Below are 22,690 nucleotides of genomic sequence, written 5' to 3'. Positions count from 1 at the left end.
CATGCAAACTCGTGACGATATCTTCAACACCCTGCGCGATGCCCTGGTCGAGCTGTTCGAGCTGGATCCGGCCCGCGTAAGCATGGACGCCAATCTGTATCAGGATCTGGAAATCGACAGCATCGATGCGGTTGACCTGATCGATCACATCAAACGCCAGACCGGCAAGAAAATCGCCGCCGAAGAGTTCAAATCGGTGCGCACCGTCGGTGACGTGGTCGAGGCGGTGTTCCGTCTGGTTCAACCGGCCGCATGAGCCGACTGATCGGCCTGGGCCTGCTGCTGGCCGGTCTGCTGTACCCCTTTGCGGTGTATTTCGGCATGGAGCATTTCGCCCCGTGGCAATTTGCACTGCTGCTGGGCAGCCTGTGGCTGGCGCGCGCCCTGACCGGCGAACGCAAGCCCGGCAGCCTGTGGATGGCGTGCGTGGCGATGGTGTTCTGCCTGCTGCTGGCGGTGTTCGACAGCCCGCAGCTGCTGCGCTGGTACCCGGTGCTGATCAGCGCATTCATGCTGGTGCTGTTCGGCGCCAGCCTGAAATTCGGCCCGCCGATGGTCGAGCGTCTGGCGCGCTTGCGCGAGCCGGAGCTGCCGCAGGTTGCCATTCGCTACACGCGCAAGGTCACGCTGGCCTGGAGCGTGTTTTTCTTCTGCAACGGTTTGTGCGCCGCCCTCCTCACCCTGTGGGCGCCGCTGGATTGGTGGATGTTGTACACCGGCCTGATCTCCTATGGATTGATTGGCCTGATGTTTGCCATTGAATGGCTGATACGACAACGGGTAAGAGGCCGTACATGAATTGGATAAAACTTGAGCAGCTTTTGCTCAAGGCACTGCCGGCACGGGCGATCTGCCAGGCGCCGGCACTCGATCACACGCAACTGCGAGCGCAGGCCTTGAGCGTCGCCGCGGGTCTGCAAAGCCGAGGCGTGAAAAGGCTGGCCGTGCATCTGGAAGATGCCGCCGACCTCGCCATCGCCCTGCTTGGCGCGTGGCGTGCCGGCGTCAGCGTGTTGCTGCCGGCGGATCTGCAAGCGCAGACGCGTCAGCGCTGGTCGCAGGAAGTCGATCTATGGCTGACCGATCAGCCGGGCGATGCACAGTTGGACGAATTCACTCAGCCCGGCCTGGCCGGTGCACAACTGGATCTCGATCAATGCCGCCTGAGCCTGTGCACTTCCGGTTCCAGCGGCGAACCCAAGCGCATCGACAAGACCCTGCGCCAATTGGCCAACGAGGTCGAAGCGCTGGAGCTGTTGTGGGGCGCAGACCTCGGCGAAGCCTGCATCATCGGCAGTGTCGCCACGCAACACATCTATGGCCTGCTGTTTCGTGTGTTGTGGCCATTGTGCGCCGGGCGCCCGTTCGTGCGCCGGCAACTGGCGTTCTCCGAAGACTTGCAGCGCGCCAGCCGCGAATACCCGGCCTTCGCCTGGGTCGCCAGCCCGGCGCTGCTCAAGCGCATGGGCGACAACCTCGACTGGCCGGCCATGAGCGCGGTGCGCCGGGTGTTTTCCTCCGGGGGCGCGTTGCCGCCGGAAGCGGCGCAAAGCCTGCACCAGCGCTTACAGCAATGGCCGACGGAAATCCTCGGCAGCTCGGAAACCGGCGGCATTGCCTGGCGTCAGGGCGAGTCGTTGTGGCAACCGTTTGCTGGCGTCGAACTGAGCCAGGACAGCGACGGCGCCCTGCTTATTTCTTCGCCTTATCTGCCTGCCGGCCATGTCGAACACAGCGCCGACGCCGCGCGCATCGCCGCCGATGGTCGCTTCGAGCTGCTGGGGCGTCTGGACCGCATCGTCAAACTGGAAGAAAAACGCATCTCGCTGCCGATGCTTGAGCAGGCCTTGGCAGCCCATGACTGGGTCGCCGAGGCGCGCCTCGGTGTGGTTCAGGAAAACCGCGCTTCGCTCGGTGCGCTGCTGGTGCTCAGCGAATCGGGCCTGTTCGCCCTGCGCGAGCACGGCCGCCGTGGTCTGACCGAGACCCTGCGCAAACATCTGAGCCAACATTGCGAAGCCCTCGCCCTGCCCCGACGCTGGCGCCTGCTGCGGCAAATGCCGTTGAACAGCCAGGGCAAACTGGCGCAAGCCGACGTCGAAGCGCTGCTGCTGGCCGCACGGCCGAAAGCCCCCGAAGTGCTGGAGCAGAGCGCAAGCGCCGGCGAATGGAGCCTGCAACTCAGCGTGCCGCCGGATTTGGCCTACTTCAGCGGACACTTTCCCAAGGCACCGGTGTTGCCCGGTGTGGTGCAGGTGGAATGGGCGCTGAATCTGGGTCGGCAGTTGCTGAATCTGGACGGCGCGGTTGCCGGAATGGAAGTGCTGAAATTCCAGCAACTGGTGCGCCCGGGTGATGAAATCCAGCTGCATCTGCGTTTCGATGCCGAGCGCGGCAAGTTGTATTTTGCTTATCGCAATGACACGGCGACGTGTTCCAGCGGACGCATTCTCCTGGGGCCTGCCCATGCATAACCCCTGCGCCGTAATCCCGGTGTACAACCACGAAACCGCGATCACCACCGTGGTCGATGCCCTGCTCGCACAAGGTCTGCCGTGCATTCTGGTGGACGATGCCAGCGAGCCGTCCTGCGCGCGGGTGCTCGACGCCCTGGCCGAGCGCGACAGGGTTTTCCTGGTGCGCCTGACGGCCAATCAGGGCAAGGGCGGCGCGGTGATGACCGGTCTGCGTGAGGCCTCGCGTCTGGGCTACAGCCATGCTTTGCAGGTCGATGCCGACGGCCAGCACGATTTGCACGACGTCGCGCGCTTCGTCGGCGAATCCCGCGGCCATCCCGAGGCGATGATCTGCGGCTATCCGCTGTTCGACGAGAGCGTGCCGAAAGGGCGTTTGTACGCGCGCTACCTGACCCACGTGATGGTCTGGATCAACACCCTGTCGTTGCAGATTCGCGATTCGATGTGCGGCTTCCGCGTCTACCCGCTGGCGCCAACTCTGGCCGTGATCGACTCGGCCAAAGTCGGCAAACGCATGGATTTCGACTCGGACATTCTCGTGCGGCTGGCCTGGCGCAATCAGCCGATGCGCTGGCTGCAGACCAGCGTGCATTACCCGCTGGACGGCGTGTCGCACTTTCGCCTGTTCCACGACAACGCGCTGATTTCCAGCATGCACACGCGGCTGTTCTTCGGCATGTTGCTGCGTTGGCCGGTGATCCTCTGGCGGCGGTGGAAACCATGAGCGAAGAAGTCGACAAGAAGCACTGGGCCGACCGCGAAGAGCGCGGCAGTTTCCTGCTGATGAAATTCACTGCATTCGCCGCCAAAGTCCTCGGCCGGCGCCTGCTCAGTCCGTTGCTGTACGGCATCGTCCTGTATTTCTTTTTGTTCGGCCGGATCGCCCGGCGCAGTGCCTGGCAGTACCAGCAGCGGCTGGCCGAGTGGAGCCGGCGCGACGATCTGCGCCCGAGTCACTGGCGGGTGTTCAGCCAGTTCATGACCTTTGCCGATTCGCTGCTCGACAAGCTCGACGTGTGGAACGGCAAGCTGAGCATCGAGCAGATCGAAATCATCGACCCGGCGCTGCTGCGCAAGCAGTTGCGCGGCAGTCGCGGGCAACTGCTGGTCGGCGCGCATCTGGGCAATCTCGAAGTCTGCCGCGCGCTGGCGGAGATCGGCGAAAAGGTCACCATGAACGTGCTGGTGCACACCAAGCACGCCGAACAGTTCAACCGCCTGCTCGGCGAGGCCGGGGCGACCAATCTGCGCCTGATTCAGGTCAGCGAACTCGACCCGGTGATCATGCTGCAACTGCATGAACGACTGGAACGCGGCGAGTGGCTGGCGATTGCAGGTGACCGCGTGCCGCTGCATGGCGGGCGCAGCGTCACGGTGGATTTTCTCGGCCATCCGGCGCCATTTCCGCAAGGCCCGTGGTTGCTGGCCGGCCTGCTCAAGTGCCCGGTCAACCTGCTGATGTGTCTCAAGCAACCCGACGGCCACTATCGCCTGACCCTCGAACCGTTCGCCGACGCGGTGGTGTGGACACGCCGCGAGCGCGAGCAGGTCATTCATCAGTGGGCCACTCGCTACGCGCAGCGCCTGAGTCACTATTGCCTCGAAGCCCCGCAGCAATGGTTCAACTTTTACCCTTTCTGGAAGACCGATGACGACGCCAACCCATGAGCCGGTAACCTTCGGCGAACGCCCTTTGCGCATCGAAGACGTGCTGGCCCTGGCCAACCGTCAGGCGCCCGTGCAGTTGCAGGCTGACGCCGACTATCGCGAGCGCATCGCCAAGGGCGCGCGGTTTCTCGATTCGCTGCTGGACAAGGAAGGCGTGATCTACGGCGTCACCACCGGCTACGGCGATTCCTGCGTGGTCGCGGTGCCGCTGCATCACGTCGAGGCGCTGCCGCGTCATCTCTACACTTTTCACGGCTGCGGCCTGGGCAAACTGCTCGACGCGCAGGCGACCCGCGCAGTGCTGGCGGCGCGCTTGCAGTCGTTGTGTCACGGCGTTTCCGGGGTCCGAGTCGAACTGCTGGAGCGTCTGCATGCGTTTCTCGAATACGACATCCTGCCACTGATTCCCGAAGAAGGTTCGGTGGGTGCCAGCGGCGATCTGACGCCGCTGTCCTATGTCGCCGCAACCCTGTCCGGCGAGCGCGAAGTGCTGTTCCGTGGCGAACGTCGTCAGGCTGCCGATGTACATCGCGAGCTCGGCTGGACGCCGCTGGTGCTGCGCCCGAAAGAGGCGCTGGCGCTGATGAACGGCACAGCGGTGATGACCGGCCTCGCCTGCCTGGCTTTCGCCCGCGCCGATTACCTGCTGCAACTGGCCACGCGCATCACCGCGCTCAACGTCGTCGCGCTGCAAGGCAACCCGGAGCACTTCGACGAACGCCTGTTCGCCGCCAAGCCGCATCCGGGACAGATGCAGGTCGCCGCGTGGCTGCGCAAGGATCTGGCGATCGACGCGCCGACCGCGCCACTGCATCGTCTGCAGGATCGTTATTCGCTGCGTTGCGCGCCGCATGTGCTCGGCGTGCTGGCCGACAGCCTGAACTGGCTGCGCGGCTTCATCGAAACCGAGCTGAACAGCGCCAACGACAACCCGATCATCGACGCCGAAGCCGAGCGTGTTCTGCATGGCGGGCACTTCTACGGCGGGCACATTGCCTTTGCCATGGACAGCCTGAAAAACCTCGTGGCCAACGTCGCCGATCTGCTCGATCGGCAATTGGCGTTGCTGGTCGACGAGCGCTACAACCACGGCTTGCCGAGCAACCTCTCCGGCGCACCCGCCGATCGGGCGATGATCAACCACGGCTTCAAAGCGGTGCAGATCGGCACCAGTGCCTGGACCGCCGAAGCGCTGAAAAACACCATGCCGGCCAGCGTGTTCTCGCGCTCCACCGAGTGCCACAACCAGGACAAGGTGAGCATGGGCACCATCGCCGCCCGTGATGCGATTCGCGTGCTGGAGCTGACCGAACAGGTCGCCGCCGCCACCCTGCTCGCCGCCAACCAGGGCGTGTGGCTGCGCGCTCAAGCCGCCGATGCGCGTCCGCTGCCGCCGGCACTGGCGGCGATGCACGAAGAACTCGGCAAAGACTTCCCGCCGGTCATCGAAGACCGTGCGCTGGAAAGCGAACTGCGCCTGTGCCTGCAACGCATCGCCGCGCAACACTGGAGGCTGCATGCGTAGTGCCGGAGTGCTTCACGCCGATACCGAAATTCTCGTGCCGTTTTTCGACGTCGACACCATGCACGTGGTCTGGCACGGCCATTACGTCAAATACCTCGAAGTGGCGCGCTGTGCGCTGCTGGACAAGATCGGTCACAACTACACACACATGGTCGAGTCGGGTTACGCCTGGCCGATCATCGACCTGCAACTGCGCTACGTGCGCAGCGCAGTGTTCGGCCAACGGCTGAACGTGCGCGCCAGCCTGATCGAGTGGGAAAACCGTCTGAAGATCAATTACCTGATCACCGACCTGCAGACCGGCGAACGCCTGACCCGCGCAAGCTCCGTGCAGGTCGCCGTCGAAGTCAGCAGCCGCGAGATGCAACTGGCCTCACCCAAAGTCTTCACCGATGCCGTGGAAAGGATGCTGCGATGAATGTGTTGTTCAAAAGCCTCGGTGCGTTGACGCTGCTGGCCGTGTCGTCATGGGCCAATGCCTTCGACCTGCAACAACTCAGTGAACAACTGGCGAAACCGGATGTTATCCACGGCCAGTTCACTCAGGAAAAACACCTGCGCGCCCTGCCGCAGCCGCTGATCAGCAAGGGCAGCTTCGTCCTCGCGAAAAATCATGGCCTGCTGTGGCTGTTGAAAACCCCGCTGCAACAGGATTACCGCATCACCGCCAACGGCATCGCCCGTCGTGACGCCAACGGCTGGCAACTGCTGCCGAACAAGAGCGCCGGCGCCGAGCAGAACCGGCTGTTTCTCGCCGTACTGCAAGGTGACAGCAGCGGTTTGCAGCGCGATTTCGAACTGGCCCTGAGCGGCACGGCGCAGCAGTGGCAACTGACCCTGACGCCGCGTTCGATGCTGCTCAAGCAAGTGTTCCAGCAGATCAATATCGATGGCGGCGCCCTTGTGCAAACCATCGAGCTGCTGGAAACCCAAGGCGACAGCACCCTGCTGCGCATGCAGGACAGCACGGCCGAGCAACCCTTGAGCGAAGCGGAGCAACATGACTTTGCCGAGTGAACGCAAGCTGCCCTGGCTGTTTCTGAGCCTGCTGCTGGCCGTTGTCGTGCTGGCTGCCTGGCAGTGGCGCGACGGTGCGCCGCTGTCGGCCAATCTCATGGAGCTGGTACCCGGGACCAATCCAGACGCGCTGGAGTTGCGCGCCGAACAGCGCATGCAAGAACCGCTCAATCGCGAAATGCTGGTGCTGGTCGGCCACGCCGATCGCCAGCAAGCGCTGACCATGGCCCAACAACTGGGCGAACAATGGCAGGCCAGCGGTCTGTTCGAAACCGTGCAGTGGAACCTGCAAGCCGACTTGCCGGCGCTGCGCAAGCAATTGCTGCAAGGACGCCTTGCGATGCTCTCGGCGGATGATCGGCAGCTACTCAGCAAGCACCCCGACGCGTTCATCCAGCAGCGAGTACAGGCGCTGTTCGATCCGTTCAACGGCTTTACTCTGGTGCCGAGCCAGGACGATTGGCTGGGCCTGACCGGACGCATCCAGAACAGCCAGCCGAAACATGGCGCAGTGCAACTGGACATTGGCAGCGGCGCACTGGTCGCCGATGCCGACGGCAAGAGCTGGGTGATGTTGCGTGCGCGCACCACCGGCAATGCCTTCGATATGAACCTGCCGCTGCAAGTTGCGGATCTGCTCCAGCACAGCCGCGAACAGGCGGCGAAAGGCGACGTGCAGTTGCTCGCCGCCAGTGGCCTGCTCTACGCCGCCAACGGCCAGCAACAAGCCACCCGCGAAATGACCTGGGTCGGCGGTGGTGCGACGGTCGGCATTCTGCTGTTGCTGCTGTTGGCGTTTCGCCGCTGGGGCGTGCTGCTGGCATTTGTTCCGGTGCTGGTCGGCATGCTGTTCGGCGCGGTGGCCTGCGTGGCGCTGTTCGGCCACATGCATGTGATGACGCTGGTGCTCGGTTCGAGTCTGATCGGCGTCGCCGTCGATTACCCGCTGCACTATCTGTCCAAGAGCTGGAGCCTCAAGCCGTGGCGCAGTTGGCCGGCCCTGCGCCTGACGTTGCCGGGGCTGACCCTGAGCCTGATCACCAGCGTTATCGGTTATCTGGCCTTGGCCTGGACTCCGTTCCCGGCATTGACGCAGATCGCGGTGTTCTCTGCGGCCGGTTTGCTCGGCGCCTATCTGTCGGCGGTCTGCCTGCTGCCGGCGCTGCTGAAAAATGTCGAACTGCGCCCGGCGCAATGGCCGCTGCGTCTGGCCGAGCGCCTGATTCATCTGCGTGAGGCGTTGCTCGGTTGCATACGCACGCCCGCGCTGCTGGCCCTGCTGATCGCCTTCTGCGTCGGCGGACTGATGCAGTTGCAGAGCAAAAACGACATTCGCCAATGGGTTGGCGCGCCGCAGCATCTGACCGACGAAGCGCAGACCATCGCGCGCATCACCGGTTTTCAACCGACCAGCCAGTTCTTCCTGATCCGCGCTGCCAATCAGGAGCAATTGCTTGAGCGCCAGGCAGCGCTGAGCGAACGGCTGCAGCAACTGGTCAACCTCGACAAACTGCAAGGCTATCTGGCCCTTGATCAACTGGTCAGCGCGCCGAGCCAGCAACAGCAAGTGCGCGAATCACTGAACAGGCTGCCGTCGGTCTGGCAACCGCTGCTCGATCTCGGCGTGCCGGTGGCTGCGTTGCAAAATGAATTGCAGCAGTTGCAGACCCTGCCCGCCGAAGACATCGACGCCGCGCTGGCCGGCCCGCTCGGCGAGCCGTATCGCACGCTATGGCTTGGCCCGACTGAAGACGGCGTTGCGGCAATCACCAGCCTGCAGGGCTTGAACAATCCGTCGTTGTTGCGCGTGCAAGCACTCGATTTGCCGGGGGTGGTGCTGGTCGATCGCCTCGGTGATCTGAACAAGGTGTTCGCCGCCACGCAGATCAGCGCTGCCGAGCTGAAACTGGCCTCCTGCGTGTTGATCGTGCTGGTGCTGATGCTGCCGTTCGGCCTGACCGGCGCCCTGCGTATCGTCGCCCTGCCGCTGCTGGCGGCGCTGTGCAGTCTGGCCAGCCTTGGCTGGCTCGGTCAGCCACTGACCCTGTTCAGCCTGTTCGGCCTGTTGCTGGTGACGGCGATCAGTGTCGACTATGCAATCCTCATGCGCGAACAGGTCGGCGGCGCGGCGGTGAGCCTGCTCGGCACCTTGCTCGCAGCAGTGACGACGTGGCTGTCGTTCGGGCTGCTAGCGGTGTCCAGCACCCCGGCGGTGAGCAATTTCGGCCTGTCGGTGAGCCTCGGCCTGGCGTTCAGCTTCATGCTCGCGCCGTGGGCCGGGCGCCATGAACCGGTTGCGGAGCCAGCGGCATGATGGTCTTCGGCTTCTGGTTGCTGGCCTTGGCGCTGTTTGCGCTGGCGACTCGTGTCGGCCGTCACTTCGGCCTGATTCCGATCGTCAGTCAGTTGCTGCTGGCGAGCTTCGGTTTGCCGTTGCTGATGTATTTCTGGATCGAGCCGGGCTGGCAGCTCAGCGGCGCACAACTGATCGCCCCGGACTGGCTGAAAGATCTCTACAGCCTGAGCTTCGCCTTGCTGCTCGGGCACATCCTCAGCGATGTCATCGATCTGCGTCTGGATCGCCAGAGCGTAAAAATCGCTGTGCCGAGTTTCGCTGTGCCGTTCGCTTGCGGGCTGGCGGTTGCGTACTGGTTGCTGCCGTCGCAGCCGTGGTTCAACGCATTGGCCATCGGACTGGTCTTCGCGATTACCGCGATCCCGGTGTTGTACCTGTATCTGCGTCATATCGATTACCCGCCCGCTGCCACGCGGCGGCTGGTGCAAACCGCGATCCTTATCGATCTGACCTGCTGGACGCTGTTCGGCCTCGCCCAGGGCAGCCTGCACCTGAGCAGCCTGTTGCTGCCTGTGGCCATGGCCGGCGTGCCGCTGCTTTTGCACCTGCTGCGCGTGCGTCGCCCGCTGACTTACAGCCTCGGCTTCTTCGCGTTGCTGGTCATGGCCGAGCATTACAAACTCAACGCGCTGATTTTCGGCATCGGCTATCTGCTGTGCATGGCGCTGCTGAAAGTGCCGTTGGTGCTGCCGTTGCCGGCGCGCTGGATGAGCCGTTTGCAGACATGGATCGCGATCCCGCTGATCCTCACGTTCGGCATCGTTCAGATCGACGTGCACAGCGCCCTCGCCAGCCTCGACGCCGGGCAATGGGCGGCGCTGCTGCTGTTGCCGATTGCCAGTAAACTGCTCGGCAACTGGCTCGGCCTCGGTTGGGCGGGCGCCTCGTTCGCTGGCGCCAGCCGCTGGCGCGAAAGCGTGCTGCTGAACATTCGCGGCCTGAGCGAAATCGTCTTTCTCAACCTGCTATTGCAACAACAACTCATCACCCCCGCGCTGTATTTCGCGCTGATGCTGATGGGTCTGATCGCGACGCTGCTGCCGGCCCTTATCGGTCTGCATCGCGCGCCCCTGAATCTGAACAGTCCCTTGCCCCGGAGCTCACGTGCCAATCGTTGAAATGGAATCCCGTCAGGTCGTGATCATCGGTGCCGGCCCGTCCGGTGCTATCGCCGCAGCCCTGCTCAAACGCAAGGGCCACGATGTGCTGGTGCTCGAGCGCCAGCACTTCCCACGCTTCTCCATCGGCGAGAGCCTGCTCAGCCACTGCCTGGATTTCGTCGAAGAAGCCGGTATGCTCGACGCCGTCAACGCCGCCGGGTTCCAGCGCAAGACCGGCGCGGCGTTTGCCTGGGGCGAGCGCTACAGCGCTTTCGATTTTGGCGACACCTTCACCGCCGGCAAGCCGACCACGTTCCAGGTGCAGCGCGCCGATTTCGACAAGTTGCTGGCCGATCAAGCAGCATTGCAAGGTGCGGAAATCCGTTATGGCGATGCGATTGTCAGCGTCGATTTCGATCAGGCGAAACCACAACTCGATGTGCGCCGCGAAGATGGCAGCGAGTACCGCGTCGAAGCCGATTTCGTCCTGGACGCCAGCGGCTACGGCCGCGTGCTGTCGCGCTTGCTTGACCTCGAAGCACCTTCGAATTTCCCGGTGCGTCAGGCCGTGTTCACCCATGTCGAAGATCACATCGACAACCCGGCGTTCGACCGTGAAAAGATCCTCGTCACCACCCATCCCGAGCATCGCGATGTGTGGTTCTGGACCATCCCCTTCAGCAACGGCCGCTGCTCGGTGGGCGTGGTCGCGGCTGAGGAACATTTCCAGGGCCGCGACAGCGACCTCGATGCCTGCCTGCGCAGTTTTATCGCCGAGACGCCAAGCCTCGCCGCGGTTCTGAACAACGCGGTCTGGGACACCCCGGCGCGCACCCTCGGCGGCTATGCGGCCAACGTGAAAACCCTGCACGGCCCGGGCTTTGCGCTGCTGGGCAACGCCGCAGAATTCCTCGACCCGGTGTTCTCCTCCGGCGTGACCATCGCCATGCGTTCGGCGAGCATGGCTGCCGGCTTGCTGCACCGTCAGTTGCAGGGTGAAACGGTGGACTGGCAAAGCGAATTTGCCGAACCGTTGAAACGCGGCGTCGATACCTTCCGTTGCTACGTCGAAGGCTGGTACGCCGGCACCTTCCAGGACGTGATTTTCTATGAGGACAGCCAGGCGGAGATTCGCCGGATGATCTGCTCGATCCTCGCCGGTTATGCCTGGGACGAGCGCAACCCGTTTGTCAGCGAAGCGCGGCGCCGGCTGAAGATGATTTCCCAACTCTGCGCGCAGGACGCCTCATGAATTACTTGAGCGACAGTTACGTAGAGGAAACCCGCTTCGGTCTCTGGTTCTTGCGCAGCCACACCTGGCAGCACCATGTGCTGCGCGTGGCGATCAACGATTTGCGTGGATTATTCAGTGAGCCGCTGCCGGAACACCCGGTGCTGCTCGACGCCGGTTGCGGTCAGGGCAAGTCCTTCGGCCACCTGCGTCAGACCTTCGCCCCGCAGCGACTGATCGGCGTCGACGCCGACCCGCACAGTTTGCAACTCAGCGCCGAAGAGGCCACCCGCCTGGGCATGCCAGTCGAGTTGATCGGCAGCGATTGCGCCACGCTCAACGTCGCCGATGCCAGCGTCGACCTGCTGTTCTGCCACCAGACCTTCCATCATCTGGTCGAGCAGGAAAAGGCCTTGGCCGAGTTCTATCGCGTGCTCAAGCCAGGCGGCTATCTGCTGTTCGCCGAATCCACCGAGGCTTACATTGATACCTGGGTGATTCGCTGGCTGTTCCGCCATCCGATGCATGTGCAGAAGAGCGCCGCCGGCTACCTGCAGATGATCCGCGAGCAGGGCTTCGAGTTTGCCGAGCGCAATGTGTCCTACCCGTATCTGTGGTGGAGCCGGTCGAAGGATTTTGGTTTGCTGGAGCGGTTGGGGTTGAGCAAACCCAAGCCATTCGGTGAGCGCGAAGAGACGCTGGTGAATGTCGTCGCGCGCAAGCCATTGCAGGAATCTGTCTGATGTACGGCTATCGATCTGAACACCTGAAACCCTGTGGGAGCGAGCCTGCTCGCGAAAGCGGTGTATCAGTCAGCCAAAGTGGCGAATGTCAGATTGCATTCGCGAGCAGGCTCGCTCCCACAGGGTTTGCTGCATGGCTGGTGATCGTTTTGTCAGCCCTGCTGCTCAGTGCCTGCGCCAGCCAGCCACCGCTACCAGCGGCCAACCCGACGCTGCCTCTGCCGCTGCAACTGCACATTGAGCGCGAGCAAGCCGGGCAGCGTCAGGACTGGCTGCTGGTGATCCAGCGCGAAGGCGCCGGCACGCGTTGGTCGATGATGGATCCGCTGGGCATTCCCCAGGCCCGCCAGCAACTGATCGACGGGCACTGGCAGGCCGACGGTCTGCTGCCGCCGAACCCGGAAGCGCGGGAGTTGTTCGCCGCACTGCTGTTCGCCTTGACGCCTCCTGCCGAGCTGCTGCGCAACTATCCCGACGCCCGCCAACAGGCCGATCAGCGTTCACTGCCGGCGCGCTGGAACGTCCGCTATTCACAACCGTTGAGCTTCCAATTGAATCTGCCCCAAGGCCCGCACTATCGCGTTTCCCAGTTAGGTGAATCGACGCCATGACCGCTTACCTGAATGCCCTCGGCGTGATCTGCGCCCTGGGCCGCGACAAGTCTGAAGTCGCGCGCAATCTGTTCGCCGGCGACTGTTCGGGGATGCGCCGCGAGTCCGGCTGGGTCGCCGAACGTGAACTGCCTGTGGCTGGCGTACACGGTGAATTGGCGGCGATCCCTGCGGACCTGGTCGAGCACAGCAGTCGCAACAATCAGCTGCTGCTGGAAGCCGCGCTGCAGATTCGAGACGACATCGATCGTGCGATCCAGACCTTCGGCCGCGAGCGCATAGGCGTGGTGCTAGGCACCAGCACCTCGGGCATCGACGAGGCCAGCCGGGGTCTGGCGCATTACATCCGCGAACAGCAATTTCCCCGCGAGTACGACTATCGCCAACAGGAACTCGGCGCCCCGGCGAATTTTCTCGCCGAATGGCTGCAACTGAGCGGCCCGGCCTACGTGATTTCCACCGCCTGTACCTCCAGCGCCCGCGCGCTGATGAGTGCTCAGCGCCTGCTCGATCTGGGCTTGTGCGACGCGGTACTGTGCGGCGGCGTCGACAGTCTGTGCAAGCTCACGCTGAACGGTTTCTCTTCGCTGGAAGCCGTTTCAGATGAGCGCTGCAATCCGTTCTCCGCCAACCGCAACGGCATCAATATCGGCGAGGCAGCGGTGCTGTTCGTGATGAGCAAACAGCGCGACGAAGGCCCGGGCATCGCCCTGCTGGGTGCGGGCGCCAGCTCGGATGCGCACCATATCTCCGCGCCGGAGCCGAGCGGTCGCGGCGCCCTGCAAGCCATGCAAAAAGCCCTTGGTCGCGCGCATCTGCAAGCCGGGCAAATCAACTACCTGAACCTGCACGGCACCGCCACCCAGCACAACGACGCGATGGAAAGTCTGGCGGTCGCGGCGCTGTTTCCCCAAGGCGTCGCCTGCTCGTCAACCAAGCCGCTGACCGGCCACACCCTCGGCGCGGCTGGCGCGCTGGAAGCGGCGTTCTGCTGGCTGAGCCTGAGTGCCGACAACCCTGAGCAGGCGTTACCGCCGCATATCTGGGACGGCCAGGCCGATCCCGCGCTGCCGCCGCTCAAGTGGGTGACCGCGAGCGAACGCCTGACGTCCATTGCACCGCGCTACCTGATGAGCAACTCGTTTGCCTTCGGCGGCAACAACGTCAGCCTGATTATCGGAGACGCCCCATGAGCCACTGGCCGCTCGCCGAACTGCTGCCGCATGCCGGCGACATGATTCTGATCGACGCGATCGAGCGCTTCGACGATGAGCAGATTTTCACCCGCCTCACGGTCAAGCCCGACGGCCTGTTCAACCTGCCCGACGGCAGCCTGCCGGCGTGGGTCGGCGTCGAGCTGATGGCGCAGAGCGTCGCCGCTTTCGCCGGTTGCCACGCCCGGCAAAAAGGCAATCCGCCGGAGCTGGGCTTTCTCCTCGGTACGCGCAAATTCGAGTGCAACGTCGCAGCCTTTGCGGCCGGCAGCGAGCTGACCATCCACGGCCTGCGCTCACTGGAAGACGACAACGGCATGGGCGTATTCGAATGCCATATCCACGGCGACGGCATACATGCCAGCGCCCGGCTGAACGTGTTCCGTCCGCCGCATGCCAACCAATATCTGCAACAGACAAAGGAGTCGCACGATGACTGAATCCGTACTGGTCACCGGCTCCAGCCGTGGCATCGGCCGCGCCATTGCCTTGCGTCTGGCGCAAGCCGGGCACGACATCGTCCTGCATTGCCGCAGCGGCATGACCGAAGCCCAAGCGGTGCAGGCCGAAATCGAAGCATTGGGTCGCCGCGCACGCATCCTGCAATTCGACGTCGCCGACCGTGAAACCTGCAAAAGCATTCTCGAGGCCGACGTCGAAAACCATGGCGCCTATTACGGCGTGGTACTCAACGCCGGGCTGACCCGCGACGGCGCGTTTCCGGCGCTGAGCGATGACGATTGGGACGTGGTCCTGCGCACCAACCTCGACGGTTTCTACAACGTTCTGCACCCGGTGATGATGCCGATGATCCGTCGTCGCGCCGCCGGGCGCATCGTCTGCATCACCTCGGTGTCGGGCCTGATCGGCAACCGTGGCCAGGTCAATTACAGCGCCTCGAAGGCCGGCGTAATCGGTGCGGCAAAGGCGTTGGCGATCGAGCTGGGCAAGCGCAAAATTACGGTTAACTGCGTCGCCCCTGGTCTGATCGACACGGCCATGCTCGACGAAAACGTGCCGGTGGAGGAACTGATGAAAATGATCCCCGCGCAACGCATGGGCACCCCTGAGGAAGTGGCTGCTGCGGTGAATTTCCTGATGTCGGCGGAAGCCTCGTACATCACCCGCCAGGTGCTGGCGGTCAACGGAGGCCTGTGCTGATGAAACGCGTCGTCGTCACCGGCATGGCCGGCATCACCTCTCTGGGCAGCGACTGGCCGACCATTGCCGGCAATTTCGCGGCCAATCGCAGCGGCATTCGCCGGATGGACGAGTGGGATCGCTTCACTGAACTCAACACACGTCTGGCCGGGCCTATCGATGATTTTCTCGTACCGTCGCACTGGACCCGCAAGCAGTTGCGCAGCATGGGCCGGGTTTCGCGACTGGCGGTCGGCGCAGCAGAAAAGGCTCTGGCCGATGCTGGCCTGCTCGGTGACGAATCGATCAAGGACGGGCGCATGGGCGTCGCTTGTGGTTCATCTACCGGTAGCACTGACGAGATCAAAGCCTTCGGCAACATGCTGCTCAACTCGGTGGCCGAGGGGCTCAACGCCAACTCCTATGTGCGGATGATGCCGCACACCACCGCCGCCAATATCAGCATTTTCTTCGGCCTCACCGGGCGCCTGATCCCGACCTCCAGCGCCTGCACCAGCGGCAGCCAGGGCATCGGCTACGCCTACGAGGCAATCAAGTTCGGCCGCTTGCCGTTGATGCTCGCCGGCGGTGCCGAAGAACTGTGCCCGACCGAAGCCATGGTGTTTGACGCGCTCTACGCCACCAGCCTGAAAAACGATGCACCACAGACCAGCCCACGCCCGTACGACAAGGGCCGCGACGGTCTGGTGATCGGCGAAGGCGGCGGCATGCTGGTGCTTGAAGAGCTGGAACACGCCCTCGCCCGTGGCGCGCACATTCACGCGGAAATCGTCGGTTTCGGCAGTAACGCCGACGGCCAGCACACGACCCGCCCGGAACAGGTCACCATGCGCCGCGCCATGGAGCTGGCCTTGGAAGATGCCGGCCTCAGTCCGGACGCCATTGGCTATGTGAACGGCCACGGCACCGCGACCGAGCAGGGCGACATCGCCGAAACGTTGGCCACCAGCAGCTTGTTCGGCGAACACATGCCGATCAGCTCGCAAAAGAGCTTTCTCGGCCATACCCTCGGTGCCTGCGGTGCGCTGGAGTCATGGTTCAGCATCGAGATGCTCAACAGCGACCGTTACGTGCACACCTTCAACCTCGACGAGGTCGACCCGCACTGCGGCAAGCTCGATTACCTGCGCGGCGAGTTTCGTCAGATGCACCACGATTACGTGATGAACAACAACTTCGCTTTCGGTGGCGTCAACACTTCGTTGATCTTCCGCCGCTGGGCATAACCGAATCAATCCAGGTCAAGGAGACCTACATGCACTTCAAGAAATTCGCCGCCGTTACCCTGCTGCTCTGCGCCCTGCCAGCGGTCAGCCAGGCCCGCGACACGGCGGTCTACCTGCCATTCGACAAAGCCGTCGCCGAAGCCACCCGCTCCGGCAAGATCGATGGCAGCGTGAAATTCTATCTGGCCGGCAACACCCCGGCCGGCAAAGTCACCGTCGTCAGCCCCGACGCCGTGACCAACAAGAAAACCAACGCCTTCAACAAATCCGATGAAGTCGCCTGCGAGTGGGTCGCCCAATCGGCAATCATCAGCCTGCACCAGGCCGCGAAAAACGCCGGCGCCAACGCCGTGACCAACATCGTCAGCTTCTACAAGCGCAACGAGCGCAAGGACGCGCAAACCTACGAATGCCACGCCGGCGCGATCATGGCGGGCGTTGCGCTGAAGGGTGATCTGGCGAAGGTTCAGTAAGCGCCAGAAATGACAAAGGGCGCCGTTTGGCGCCCTTTTTTTGCGCTGATTGAACAGCATCTACACTCGCTGATGCAGGTCGCAGCACCGTAACCTGCCCTCGCAGTCTCTTTCACCGTCAAAGGAGATGACCATGCAAGTGAAAGCCCTGATGGCCGCTGCGCTTATCGCCCTGCTGCCAAGTGCCAGCCATGCCACCAACCTCATGTACATGCCTTTCGAAACCGTGCTGTCGGACGCGATTCGCGCCGGGCGACTGGACGGCAGTGTGAAGTTCTACCTGATCGGCAACGGGCCGCAGGGCACTCAGCAGTTGCTGCGCCAAGGGGTGGTCAGTGATTTGAAAACCAACGGCTTCAACAAGAGCGATCAGGCTTCGTGTGAATGGGTGTTGCAGTCGAATCTGATCAAATTGCAGGCTGATGCCAAGCGGGTCGGGGCGAATGCGGTGGTCAATATCGTCAGTTACTACGACCAGCGTGTACGCAAGGATTTGAATACCTACGAGTGCCGGGCGGGAGTTTTTGTTACCCGGGTGGCTTTGAAGGGGGATTTGGTGCGGTTGCCCTGAAATCTGTGATGTTTGGGCCGACGCCTTCGCGAGCAGGCTCGCTCCCACCTTGGAATGCGTTTCCCTGTGGGAGCGAGCCTGCTCGCGAAAGCGCCAGCCGCCTTCACACCGTCAGCGGTTCAACCTTGCGCGTCAGCAGTTCGACAAATGCCTTGGCCATCGGCGATTTCTGGTCTTTGCGCTGCACCAGCCACACCGCCGAAATCGCTTCGGGATCGAGCAGCGGACGGTAGACCACGCCGTCGATGCGCATGCGTTGGTAGGACGCTGGCAGCACCGATACACCCAAGCCCGCCGCCACCAGACCAATAATGGTCATCGCCTCACCAGCCTCTTGAGCGAAGTGCGGGCTGAAGCCGGCGTCACGGGCCAGGTTTAGCAGTTGCGCATAGAGCCCGCTGCCATAGCTGCGCGGGAAAAACACGAAGGGCTCCAGCGCCAGCGCCGATAGAAACAGGCCTTCATCGCTACTTTGGGCCAGTGGATGCTTGGAACTGAGCACCGCCACCAATGGCTCGCGCATCAACTCCACAACACTCAGTGAATCCGGCAATCCGAGCGGGCGCATGATGCCGACTTCGATCGACTCGTCCACCAGAGCGTCGGCGACCATGGTGCTGCTCATTTCGCGCAAATTCAGATGCACCGCCGGAAAGCGCTGACGAAAGGAAAAAATCGCCTGCGGAATCGTCGAGTTGAACGGCGCCGACGAGGTGAAACCAATCTTCAACTCACCCAGCTCACCAAGTTGCGCACGCCGGGCAACATCCGCGGCCTTGTCGACCTGCGCCAGCACCAGCCGCGCCTCCTGCAGAAACAGCCTGCCCGCTTCGCTCAACTCGACCCGACGATTGGTGCGCTCGAACAAGCGCGCGCCGAGCTGTTGCTCCAGCGCCTGAATTTGCTGGCTCAGCGGTGGCTGGGAGATGCCCAGCACCTGTGCGGCGCGGCCAAAATGCAGTTCTTCGGCGACGGCGATGAAGTAACGCAGATGACGCAATTCCATAGGATTTCCATTGGGTCGCAAAAGCTATCAAACAGGTCGAACAATATATTGGATAGAAACATTAGCCAGCTATATGATTTTTTCATTGCCTGCCCGGCTGTGCTTTCCGAGGTCTGAAGTGAAAACTGCTGTCGCGCCCCTTGCCCACGAAATCCCGCCCGCAGCCGACGACGATGCCCTCGCCGAGCTGCAGGAGATCTACATCGAAAAAGGCACGCCGGCGTTCATGCGCACGGTGCTGGCGCTTTTCTGTGGCGGCTTTGCGACGTTCGCGCTGCTCTATTGCGTGCAACCGATGATGCCGCTGCTGTCCCACGAATACGGGATCAACGCGGCGCAGAGCAGTCTGATCCTCTCGGTGGCAACCGGCATGTTGGCCTTCGGCCTGCTGATCACCGGGCCGATCTCCGACCGCATCGGCCGTAAACCGGTGATGGTCGCGGCATTGTTCGCTGCCGCGCTATGCACCATCGCCAGTTCGATGATGCCGAGCTGGCACGGCGTGCTGATCATGCGCGCATTGATCGGCCTGTCATTGAGCGGTCTGGCAGCGGTGGCGATGACCTATCTGAGCGAAGAAATCCATCCACAGCACATCGGCCTGGCGATGGGTTTGTACATCGGCGGCAACGCGATCGGCGGGATGAGCGGGCGCTTGATCACCGGCGTGCTGATCGACTTCGTCAGCTGGCACACGGCGATGCTGGTGATAGGCGGTCTGGCGCTGGTCGCAGCGGCGGTGTTCTGGAAGATCCTCCCGGAATCGCGCAACTTCCGCGCCCGCTCGCTGCACCCGCGCAGCCTGCTCGACGGCTTCACCATGCACTTTCGCGACGCCGGTCTGCCGCTGCTGTTTCTTGAAGCGTTCGTGCTGATGGGCGCGTTTGTCACGCTGTTCAACTACATCGGCTACCGCTTGCTGGCTGCGCCGTACAACCTCGATCAGGTATTTGTCGGATTGCTCTCGGTGGTCTACCTGTCGGGGATCTACAGCTCGGCGAAGATCGGTTCGCTGGCGGACAAACTGGGGCGGCGCAAAGTGCTCTGGGCGACGATTGCGCTGATGTTCGCCGGGCTCGCGCTGACGATGTTCACGCCGCTGTTGCTGGTCATCATCGGCATGCTGGTGTTCACCTTCGGCTTCTTCGCCGCGCACTCGGTGGCGAGCAGCTGGATCGGCCGGCGCGCGTTGACGGCCAAGGGTCAGGCGTCGTCGCTGTATCTGTTCAGTTATTACGCCGGGTCGAGCATTGCCGGGACGGCGGGCGGGGTGTTCTGGCATCTGGGCGGGTGGAACGGCATCGGCTTGTTTATTGGTGCGCTGTTGCTGATTGCCCTTCTGGTGGCGTTGAAGCTGGCGAAGTTGCCGCCGTTGCAGGGTGTCAAAGCCTGAAATAAAACCCTGTGGGAGCGAGCCTGCTCGCGAATGCACTGTGTCAGGCAACATCAGTGTTGAATGACACACCGCTTTCGCGAGCAGGCTCGCTCCCACAGTTGATCTGTGTCCGACATTGGATCGTGCAAACAAAAACGCCCGGCATTGGCCGGGCGTTGTTTATTGTGCGCTGATCACTCGTGATACTGCGCCGACAGCTCATGCACCGCACGCAGGAACGCGCCGGCATGTTCCGGATCGACTTCCGGCGTAATGCCGTGGCCAAGGTTGAACACGTGGCCGCTGCCCTTGCCGTAGCTGGCCAGGATGCGCCCGACTTCAGTGCGGATCGCTTCCGGTTTGGCGTAGAGCACGGTCGGGTCCATGTTGCCTTGCAGCGCGACCTTGTCGCCGACACGGGCACGGGCGTTGCCGATGTCGCAGGTCCAGTCCAGGCCGAGGGCGTCGGCGCCGGCTTCGGCGATGCTTTCCAGCCACAGGCCGCCGTTCTTGGTGAACAGAATCACCGGCACTTTGCGTCCGTCGTTCTCGCGGATCAGGCCGCTGACGATTTTCTTCATGTAGGCCAGGGAGAATTCCTGATACGCGGCTGCCGACAGGTTGCCGCCCCAGGTATCGAAGATCTGTACCGCTTGCGCACCCGCCATGATCTGGCCGTTGAGGTACGACGTCACCGACTGCGCCAGTTTGTCGAGCAGCAGGTGCATGGCTTGCGGGTTGTCGTAGAGCATCGCCTTGGTCTTGCGGAAGTCTTTCGACGAGCCGCCTTCAACCATGTAAGTCGCGAGGGTCCACGGACTGCCGGAGAAACCGATCAACGGCACGCGACCGTTGAGTTCGCGACGGATGGTGCTGACCGCGTCCATGACGTAACCGAGGTCTTTGTGCGGATCCGGGATCGGCAGGGCTTCGATATCGGCTAGGGTACTGACGACTTTCTTGAAGCGCGGACCTTCACCGGTCTCGAAGTACAGGCCCTGGCCCATGGCATCGGGAATGGTGAGGATGTCGGAAAACAGGATCGCCGCGTCCAGTTGCGGGTAGCGGTCGAGCGGTTGCAGGGTGACTTCGCAGGCGAATTGCGGATTCATGCACAGGCTCATGAAGTCGCCGGCATGCGCGCGGCTGGCGCGGTACTCCGGCAGGTAGCGACCGGCCTGGCGCATCATCCACACAGGGGTGACGTCAACGGGTTGCTTGAGCAGGGCGCGGAGGAAACGGTCGTTCTTCAGGGCAGTCATGTCGGCATCCGGAAAAAAAGTGCGGGCATTTTCTCAGAGCGCGAGGCAAAAGGCACGGATGTGGGTCAGCCTTTTGTCTATCGGGTCAATTTATTGCGCTGGAATGCGCTATCAGCAACACCGAGAAACAACTGTGGGAGCGAGCCTGCTCGCGAAGAGGGCTTCACATTCAACATCTCTGTTGACTGATCCACCGCTTTCGCGAGCAGGCTCGCTCCCACAATTAATCCCATTCCAATTTTGGAAAGTGATCAGACACCCAGGTAATCGAGGATCCCTTCAGCCGCATTGCGCCCTTCAAAGATCGCCGTCACCACCAGGTCGGAACCGCGCACCATGTCGCCACCGGCGAAGATTTTCGGGTTGCTGGTCTGGTGCTTGTACTGACCTTGCTCGGGCGCAACAACGCGGCCCTGGCTATCGGTCTGGATCTCGAACTGTTCGAACCACGGCGCCGGGCTCGGGCGGAAGCCGAAGGCGATGACCACGGCATCGGCCGGGATGATCTCTTCGGAACCCGGGATCGGCTCGGGGCTGCGACGGCCACGGGCATCCGGTTCGCCGAGACGGGTCTCGACCACCTTCACGCCTTCGACCTTGTCTTCACCGACGATGGCGATCGGCTGGCGGTTGTAGAGGAATTTCACGCCTTCTTCCTTGGCGTTCTTCACCTCTTTGCGCGAGCCGGGCATGTTCGCTTCGTCACGACGATAAGCGCAGGTCACCGACTTGGCGCCCTGACGGATCGAGGTGCGGTTGCAGTCCATCGCCGTGTCGCCGCCGCCGAGTACCACGACCTTCTTGCCTTTCATGTCGACGAAATCTTCCGGCGACTTTTCAAAGCCCAGGTTGCGGTTGACGTTGGCGATGAGGAAATCCAGCGCGTCATAAACGCCCGGCAGATCCTCCCCGGCAAAACCGCCCTTCATGTAGGTGTAGGTGCCCATGCCCATGAACACCGCGTCGTATTCGGCGAGCAGTTGTTCCATGGTCACGTCTTTACCGACTTCGGTGTTGAGACGGAACTCGATGCCCATGCCGGTGAAGACTTCGCGACGATTGCTCAGCACGGTCTTTTCCAGCTTGAACTCGGGGATGCCGAAGGTCAGCAGGCCACCGATTTCCGGGTTCTTGTCGAACACCACCGGAGTTACACCGCCACGCACCAGCACGTCGGCGCAACCCAGACCCGCCGGGCCTGCGCCGATGATCGCGACACGTTTGCCGGTCGGCTTGACCTTGGACATGTCCGGGCGCCAGCCCATGGCGAACGCGGTGTCGGTGATGTACTTCTCGACCGAACCGATGGTCACCGCGCCGAAGCCGTCGTTGAGGGTGCAGGCACCCTCGCACAGACGATCCTGCGGGCACACCCGGCCGCAGACTTCCGGCAGGGTATTGGTCTGGTGCGACAACTCGGCGGCCTGGAGGATGTTGCCCTCGGCGACCAATTTGAGCCAGTTGGGAATGAAGTTGTGCACCGGGCACTTCCATTCGCAATACGGGTTGCCGCAACCCAGGCAGCGGTGGGCCTGATCGGCCGACTGCTGGGGTTTGAACGGTTCGTAGATTTCAACGAACTCTTTCTTGCGTTGACGCAACAGTTTCTTCTTCGGATCCTTGCGCCCGACATCGATGAACTGGAAGTCGTTATTCAGACGTTCAGCCATTGTT

23 protein-coding genes are annotated in these 22,690 nt (G+C 62.6%); 20 read left to right on the top strand and 3 right to left on the bottom strand.

Annotated features, from left to right (window positions below):
- The first annotated feature begins 1 nt into the window (after position 1).
- The 19 genes from KVG87_RS13425 (at position 2) to KVG87_RS13335 (ending at position 17,373) form a co-directional block, all read left to right on the top strand.
- A complete protein-coding gene (locus KVG87_RS13425; RefSeq protein ID WP_016772026.1) occupies positions 2–256 on the top strand; it encodes an acyl carrier protein in 255 nt (84 codons plus the stop codon).
- A complete protein-coding gene (locus tag KVG87_RS13420; protein WP_041477595.1) occupies positions 253–798 on the top strand; it encodes a COG4648 family protein in 546 nt (181 codons plus the stop codon). Before KVG87_RS13425 ends, KVG87_RS13420 begins: the two co-directional genes overlap by 4 nt.
- The gene (locus KVG87_RS13415) at positions 795–2,474 is read left to right on the top strand and encodes an acyl-CoA synthetase family protein (protein ID WP_217851095.1); all 1,680 of its coding nucleotides are present in this window, start codon (positions 795–797) and stop codon (positions 2,472–2,474) included. The genes KVG87_RS13420 and KVG87_RS13415 overlap by 4 nt, the downstream gene beginning before the upstream one ends.
- Positions 2,467–3,201 carry a glycosyltransferase family 2 protein gene (locus KVG87_RS13410; protein ID WP_217851093.1) on the top strand — a complete coding sequence of 245 codons (735 nt, stop codon included), beginning with the start codon at positions 2,467–2,469 and terminating at the stop codon, positions 3,199–3,201. Before KVG87_RS13415 ends, KVG87_RS13410 begins: the two co-directional genes overlap by 8 nt.
- The gene (locus tag KVG87_RS13405; protein WP_110644852.1) at positions 3,198–4,145 is read left to right on the top strand and encodes a lysophospholipid acyltransferase family protein; all 948 of its coding nucleotides are present in this window, start codon (positions 3,198–3,200) and stop codon (positions 4,143–4,145) included. The genes KVG87_RS13410 and KVG87_RS13405 overlap by 4 nt, the downstream gene beginning before the upstream one ends.
- Entirely contained in the window at positions 4,126–5,670 is a 1,545-nt protein-coding gene (locus KVG87_RS13400) for an HAL/PAL/TAL family ammonia-lyase (protein ID WP_217851091.1), read from the top strand. The genes KVG87_RS13405 and KVG87_RS13400 overlap by 20 nt, the downstream gene beginning before the upstream one ends.
- Positions 5,663–6,088 (top strand): acyl-CoA thioesterase, encoded by a 426-nt coding sequence (locus KVG87_RS13395; RefSeq protein WP_130911762.1) that lies wholly within the window; start codon positions 5,663–5,665, stop codon positions 6,086–6,088. Before KVG87_RS13400 ends, KVG87_RS13395 begins: the two co-directional genes overlap by 8 nt.
- A complete protein-coding gene (locus tag KVG87_RS13390) occupies positions 6,085–6,687 on the top strand; it encodes an outer membrane lipoprotein carrier protein LolA (RefSeq protein WP_217851089.1) in 603 nt (200 codons plus the stop codon). Before KVG87_RS13395 ends, KVG87_RS13390 begins: the two co-directional genes overlap by 4 nt.
- Positions 6,671–9,001: an MMPL family transporter gene (locus KVG87_RS13385; RefSeq protein ID WP_056787380.1), complete on the top strand. Its 2,331-nt coding sequence runs from the start codon at positions 6,671–6,673 to the stop codon at positions 8,999–9,001. Before KVG87_RS13390 ends, KVG87_RS13385 begins: the two co-directional genes overlap by 17 nt.
- Positions 8,998–10,161, top strand: a complete 1,164-nt coding sequence (locus KVG87_RS13380) for a cation:proton antiporter (RefSeq protein ID WP_056787377.1) — start codon at positions 8,998–9,000, stop codon at positions 10,159–10,161. The genes KVG87_RS13385 and KVG87_RS13380 overlap by 4 nt, the downstream gene beginning before the upstream one ends.
- Complete coding sequence (locus KVG87_RS13375) at positions 10,148–11,395, top strand: NAD(P)/FAD-dependent oxidoreductase (RefSeq protein WP_217851088.1); 1,248 nt, start codon at positions 10,148–10,150, stop codon at positions 11,393–11,395. Before KVG87_RS13380 ends, KVG87_RS13375 begins: the two co-directional genes overlap by 14 nt.
- Positions 11,392–12,117, top strand: coding sequence for a class I SAM-dependent methyltransferase (locus tag KVG87_RS13370; protein WP_125925750.1), 726 nt, complete (start codon positions 11,392–11,394; stop codon positions 12,115–12,117). Before KVG87_RS13375 ends, KVG87_RS13370 begins: the two co-directional genes overlap by 4 nt.
- The gene (locus KVG87_RS13365) at positions 12,117–12,728 is read left to right on the top strand and encodes a hypothetical protein (RefSeq protein ID WP_191637005.1); all 612 of its coding nucleotides are present in this window, start codon (positions 12,117–12,119) and stop codon (positions 12,726–12,728) included. Before KVG87_RS13370 ends, KVG87_RS13365 begins: the two co-directional genes overlap by 1 nt.
- Complete coding sequence (locus KVG87_RS13360) at positions 12,725–13,921, top strand: beta-ketoacyl-[acyl-carrier-protein] synthase family protein (RefSeq protein WP_217851087.1); 1,197 nt, start codon at positions 12,725–12,727, stop codon at positions 13,919–13,921. Before KVG87_RS13365 ends, KVG87_RS13360 begins: the two co-directional genes overlap by 4 nt.
- The gene (locus tag KVG87_RS13355; RefSeq protein ID WP_217851086.1) at positions 13,918–14,382 is read left to right on the top strand and encodes a hotdog family protein; all 465 of its coding nucleotides are present in this window, start codon (positions 13,918–13,920) and stop codon (positions 14,380–14,382) included. Before KVG87_RS13360 ends, KVG87_RS13355 begins: the two co-directional genes overlap by 4 nt.
- The gene (gene fabG / locus KVG87_RS13350) at positions 14,375–15,103 is read left to right on the top strand and encodes a 3-oxoacyl-ACP reductase FabG (RefSeq protein ID WP_016772040.1); all 729 of its coding nucleotides are present in this window, start codon (positions 14,375–14,377) and stop codon (positions 15,101–15,103) included. Before KVG87_RS13355 ends, fabG begins: the two co-directional genes overlap by 8 nt.
- A complete protein-coding gene (locus KVG87_RS13345; protein ID WP_041477581.1) occupies positions 15,103–16,329 on the top strand; it encodes a beta-ketoacyl-ACP synthase in 1,227 nt (408 codons plus the stop codon). The genes fabG and KVG87_RS13345 overlap by 1 nt, the downstream gene beginning before the upstream one ends.
- A gap of 29 nt (positions 16,330–16,358) precedes the next feature.
- Positions 16,359–16,802: a hypothetical protein gene (locus tag KVG87_RS13340; RefSeq protein ID WP_041477580.1), complete on the top strand. Its 444-nt coding sequence runs from the start codon at positions 16,359–16,361 to the stop codon at positions 16,800–16,802.
- 133 nt (positions 16,803–16,935) lie between these two features.
- Positions 16,936–17,373, top strand: a complete 438-nt coding sequence (locus KVG87_RS13335; RefSeq protein ID WP_041477579.1) for a hypothetical protein — start codon at positions 16,936–16,938, stop codon at positions 17,371–17,373.
- 103 nt (positions 17,374–17,476) lie between these two features.
- Here the strand turns inward: KVG87_RS13335 and KVG87_RS13330 are convergent, their stop codons facing one another.
- Complete coding sequence (locus tag KVG87_RS13330) at positions 17,477–18,379, bottom strand: LysR family transcriptional regulator (RefSeq protein ID WP_056787362.1); 903 nt, start codon at positions 18,377–18,379, stop codon at positions 17,477–17,479.
- 118 nt (positions 18,380–18,497) lie between these two features.
- Between KVG87_RS13330 and KVG87_RS13325 the strand changes: the two genes are divergently transcribed.
- On the top strand, positions 18,498–19,772 hold the full coding sequence (locus tag KVG87_RS13325) for an MFS transporter (RefSeq protein ID WP_056787358.1): 1,275 nt from the start codon (positions 18,498–18,500) through the stop codon (positions 19,770–19,772).
- Between the two features lie 176 nt (positions 19,773–19,948).
- Here the strand turns inward: KVG87_RS13325 and hemE are convergent, their stop codons facing one another.
- Together hemE and KVG87_RS13315 are read right to left on the bottom strand one after the other, a co-directional pair.
- Positions 19,949–21,016, bottom strand: a complete 1,068-nt coding sequence (gene hemE / locus KVG87_RS13320; protein WP_076565240.1) for a uroporphyrinogen decarboxylase — start codon at positions 21,014–21,016, stop codon at positions 19,949–19,951.
- A gap of 251 nt (positions 21,017–21,267) precedes the next feature.
- Entirely contained in the window at positions 21,268–22,686 is a 1,419-nt protein-coding gene (locus KVG87_RS13315; RefSeq protein WP_007909438.1) for an FAD-dependent oxidoreductase, read from the bottom strand.
- Positions 22,687–22,690 lie beyond the last annotated feature (4 nt).

Origin of the sequence: Pseudomonas siliginis (genome assembly GCF_019145195.1) — a bacterium.
GTDB classification, from domain to species: Bacteria; Pseudomonadota; Gammaproteobacteria; order Pseudomonadales; family Pseudomonadaceae; genus Aquipseudomonas; species Aquipseudomonas siliginis.
This window is presented reverse-complemented; position numbering and strand designations above follow the sequence as displayed.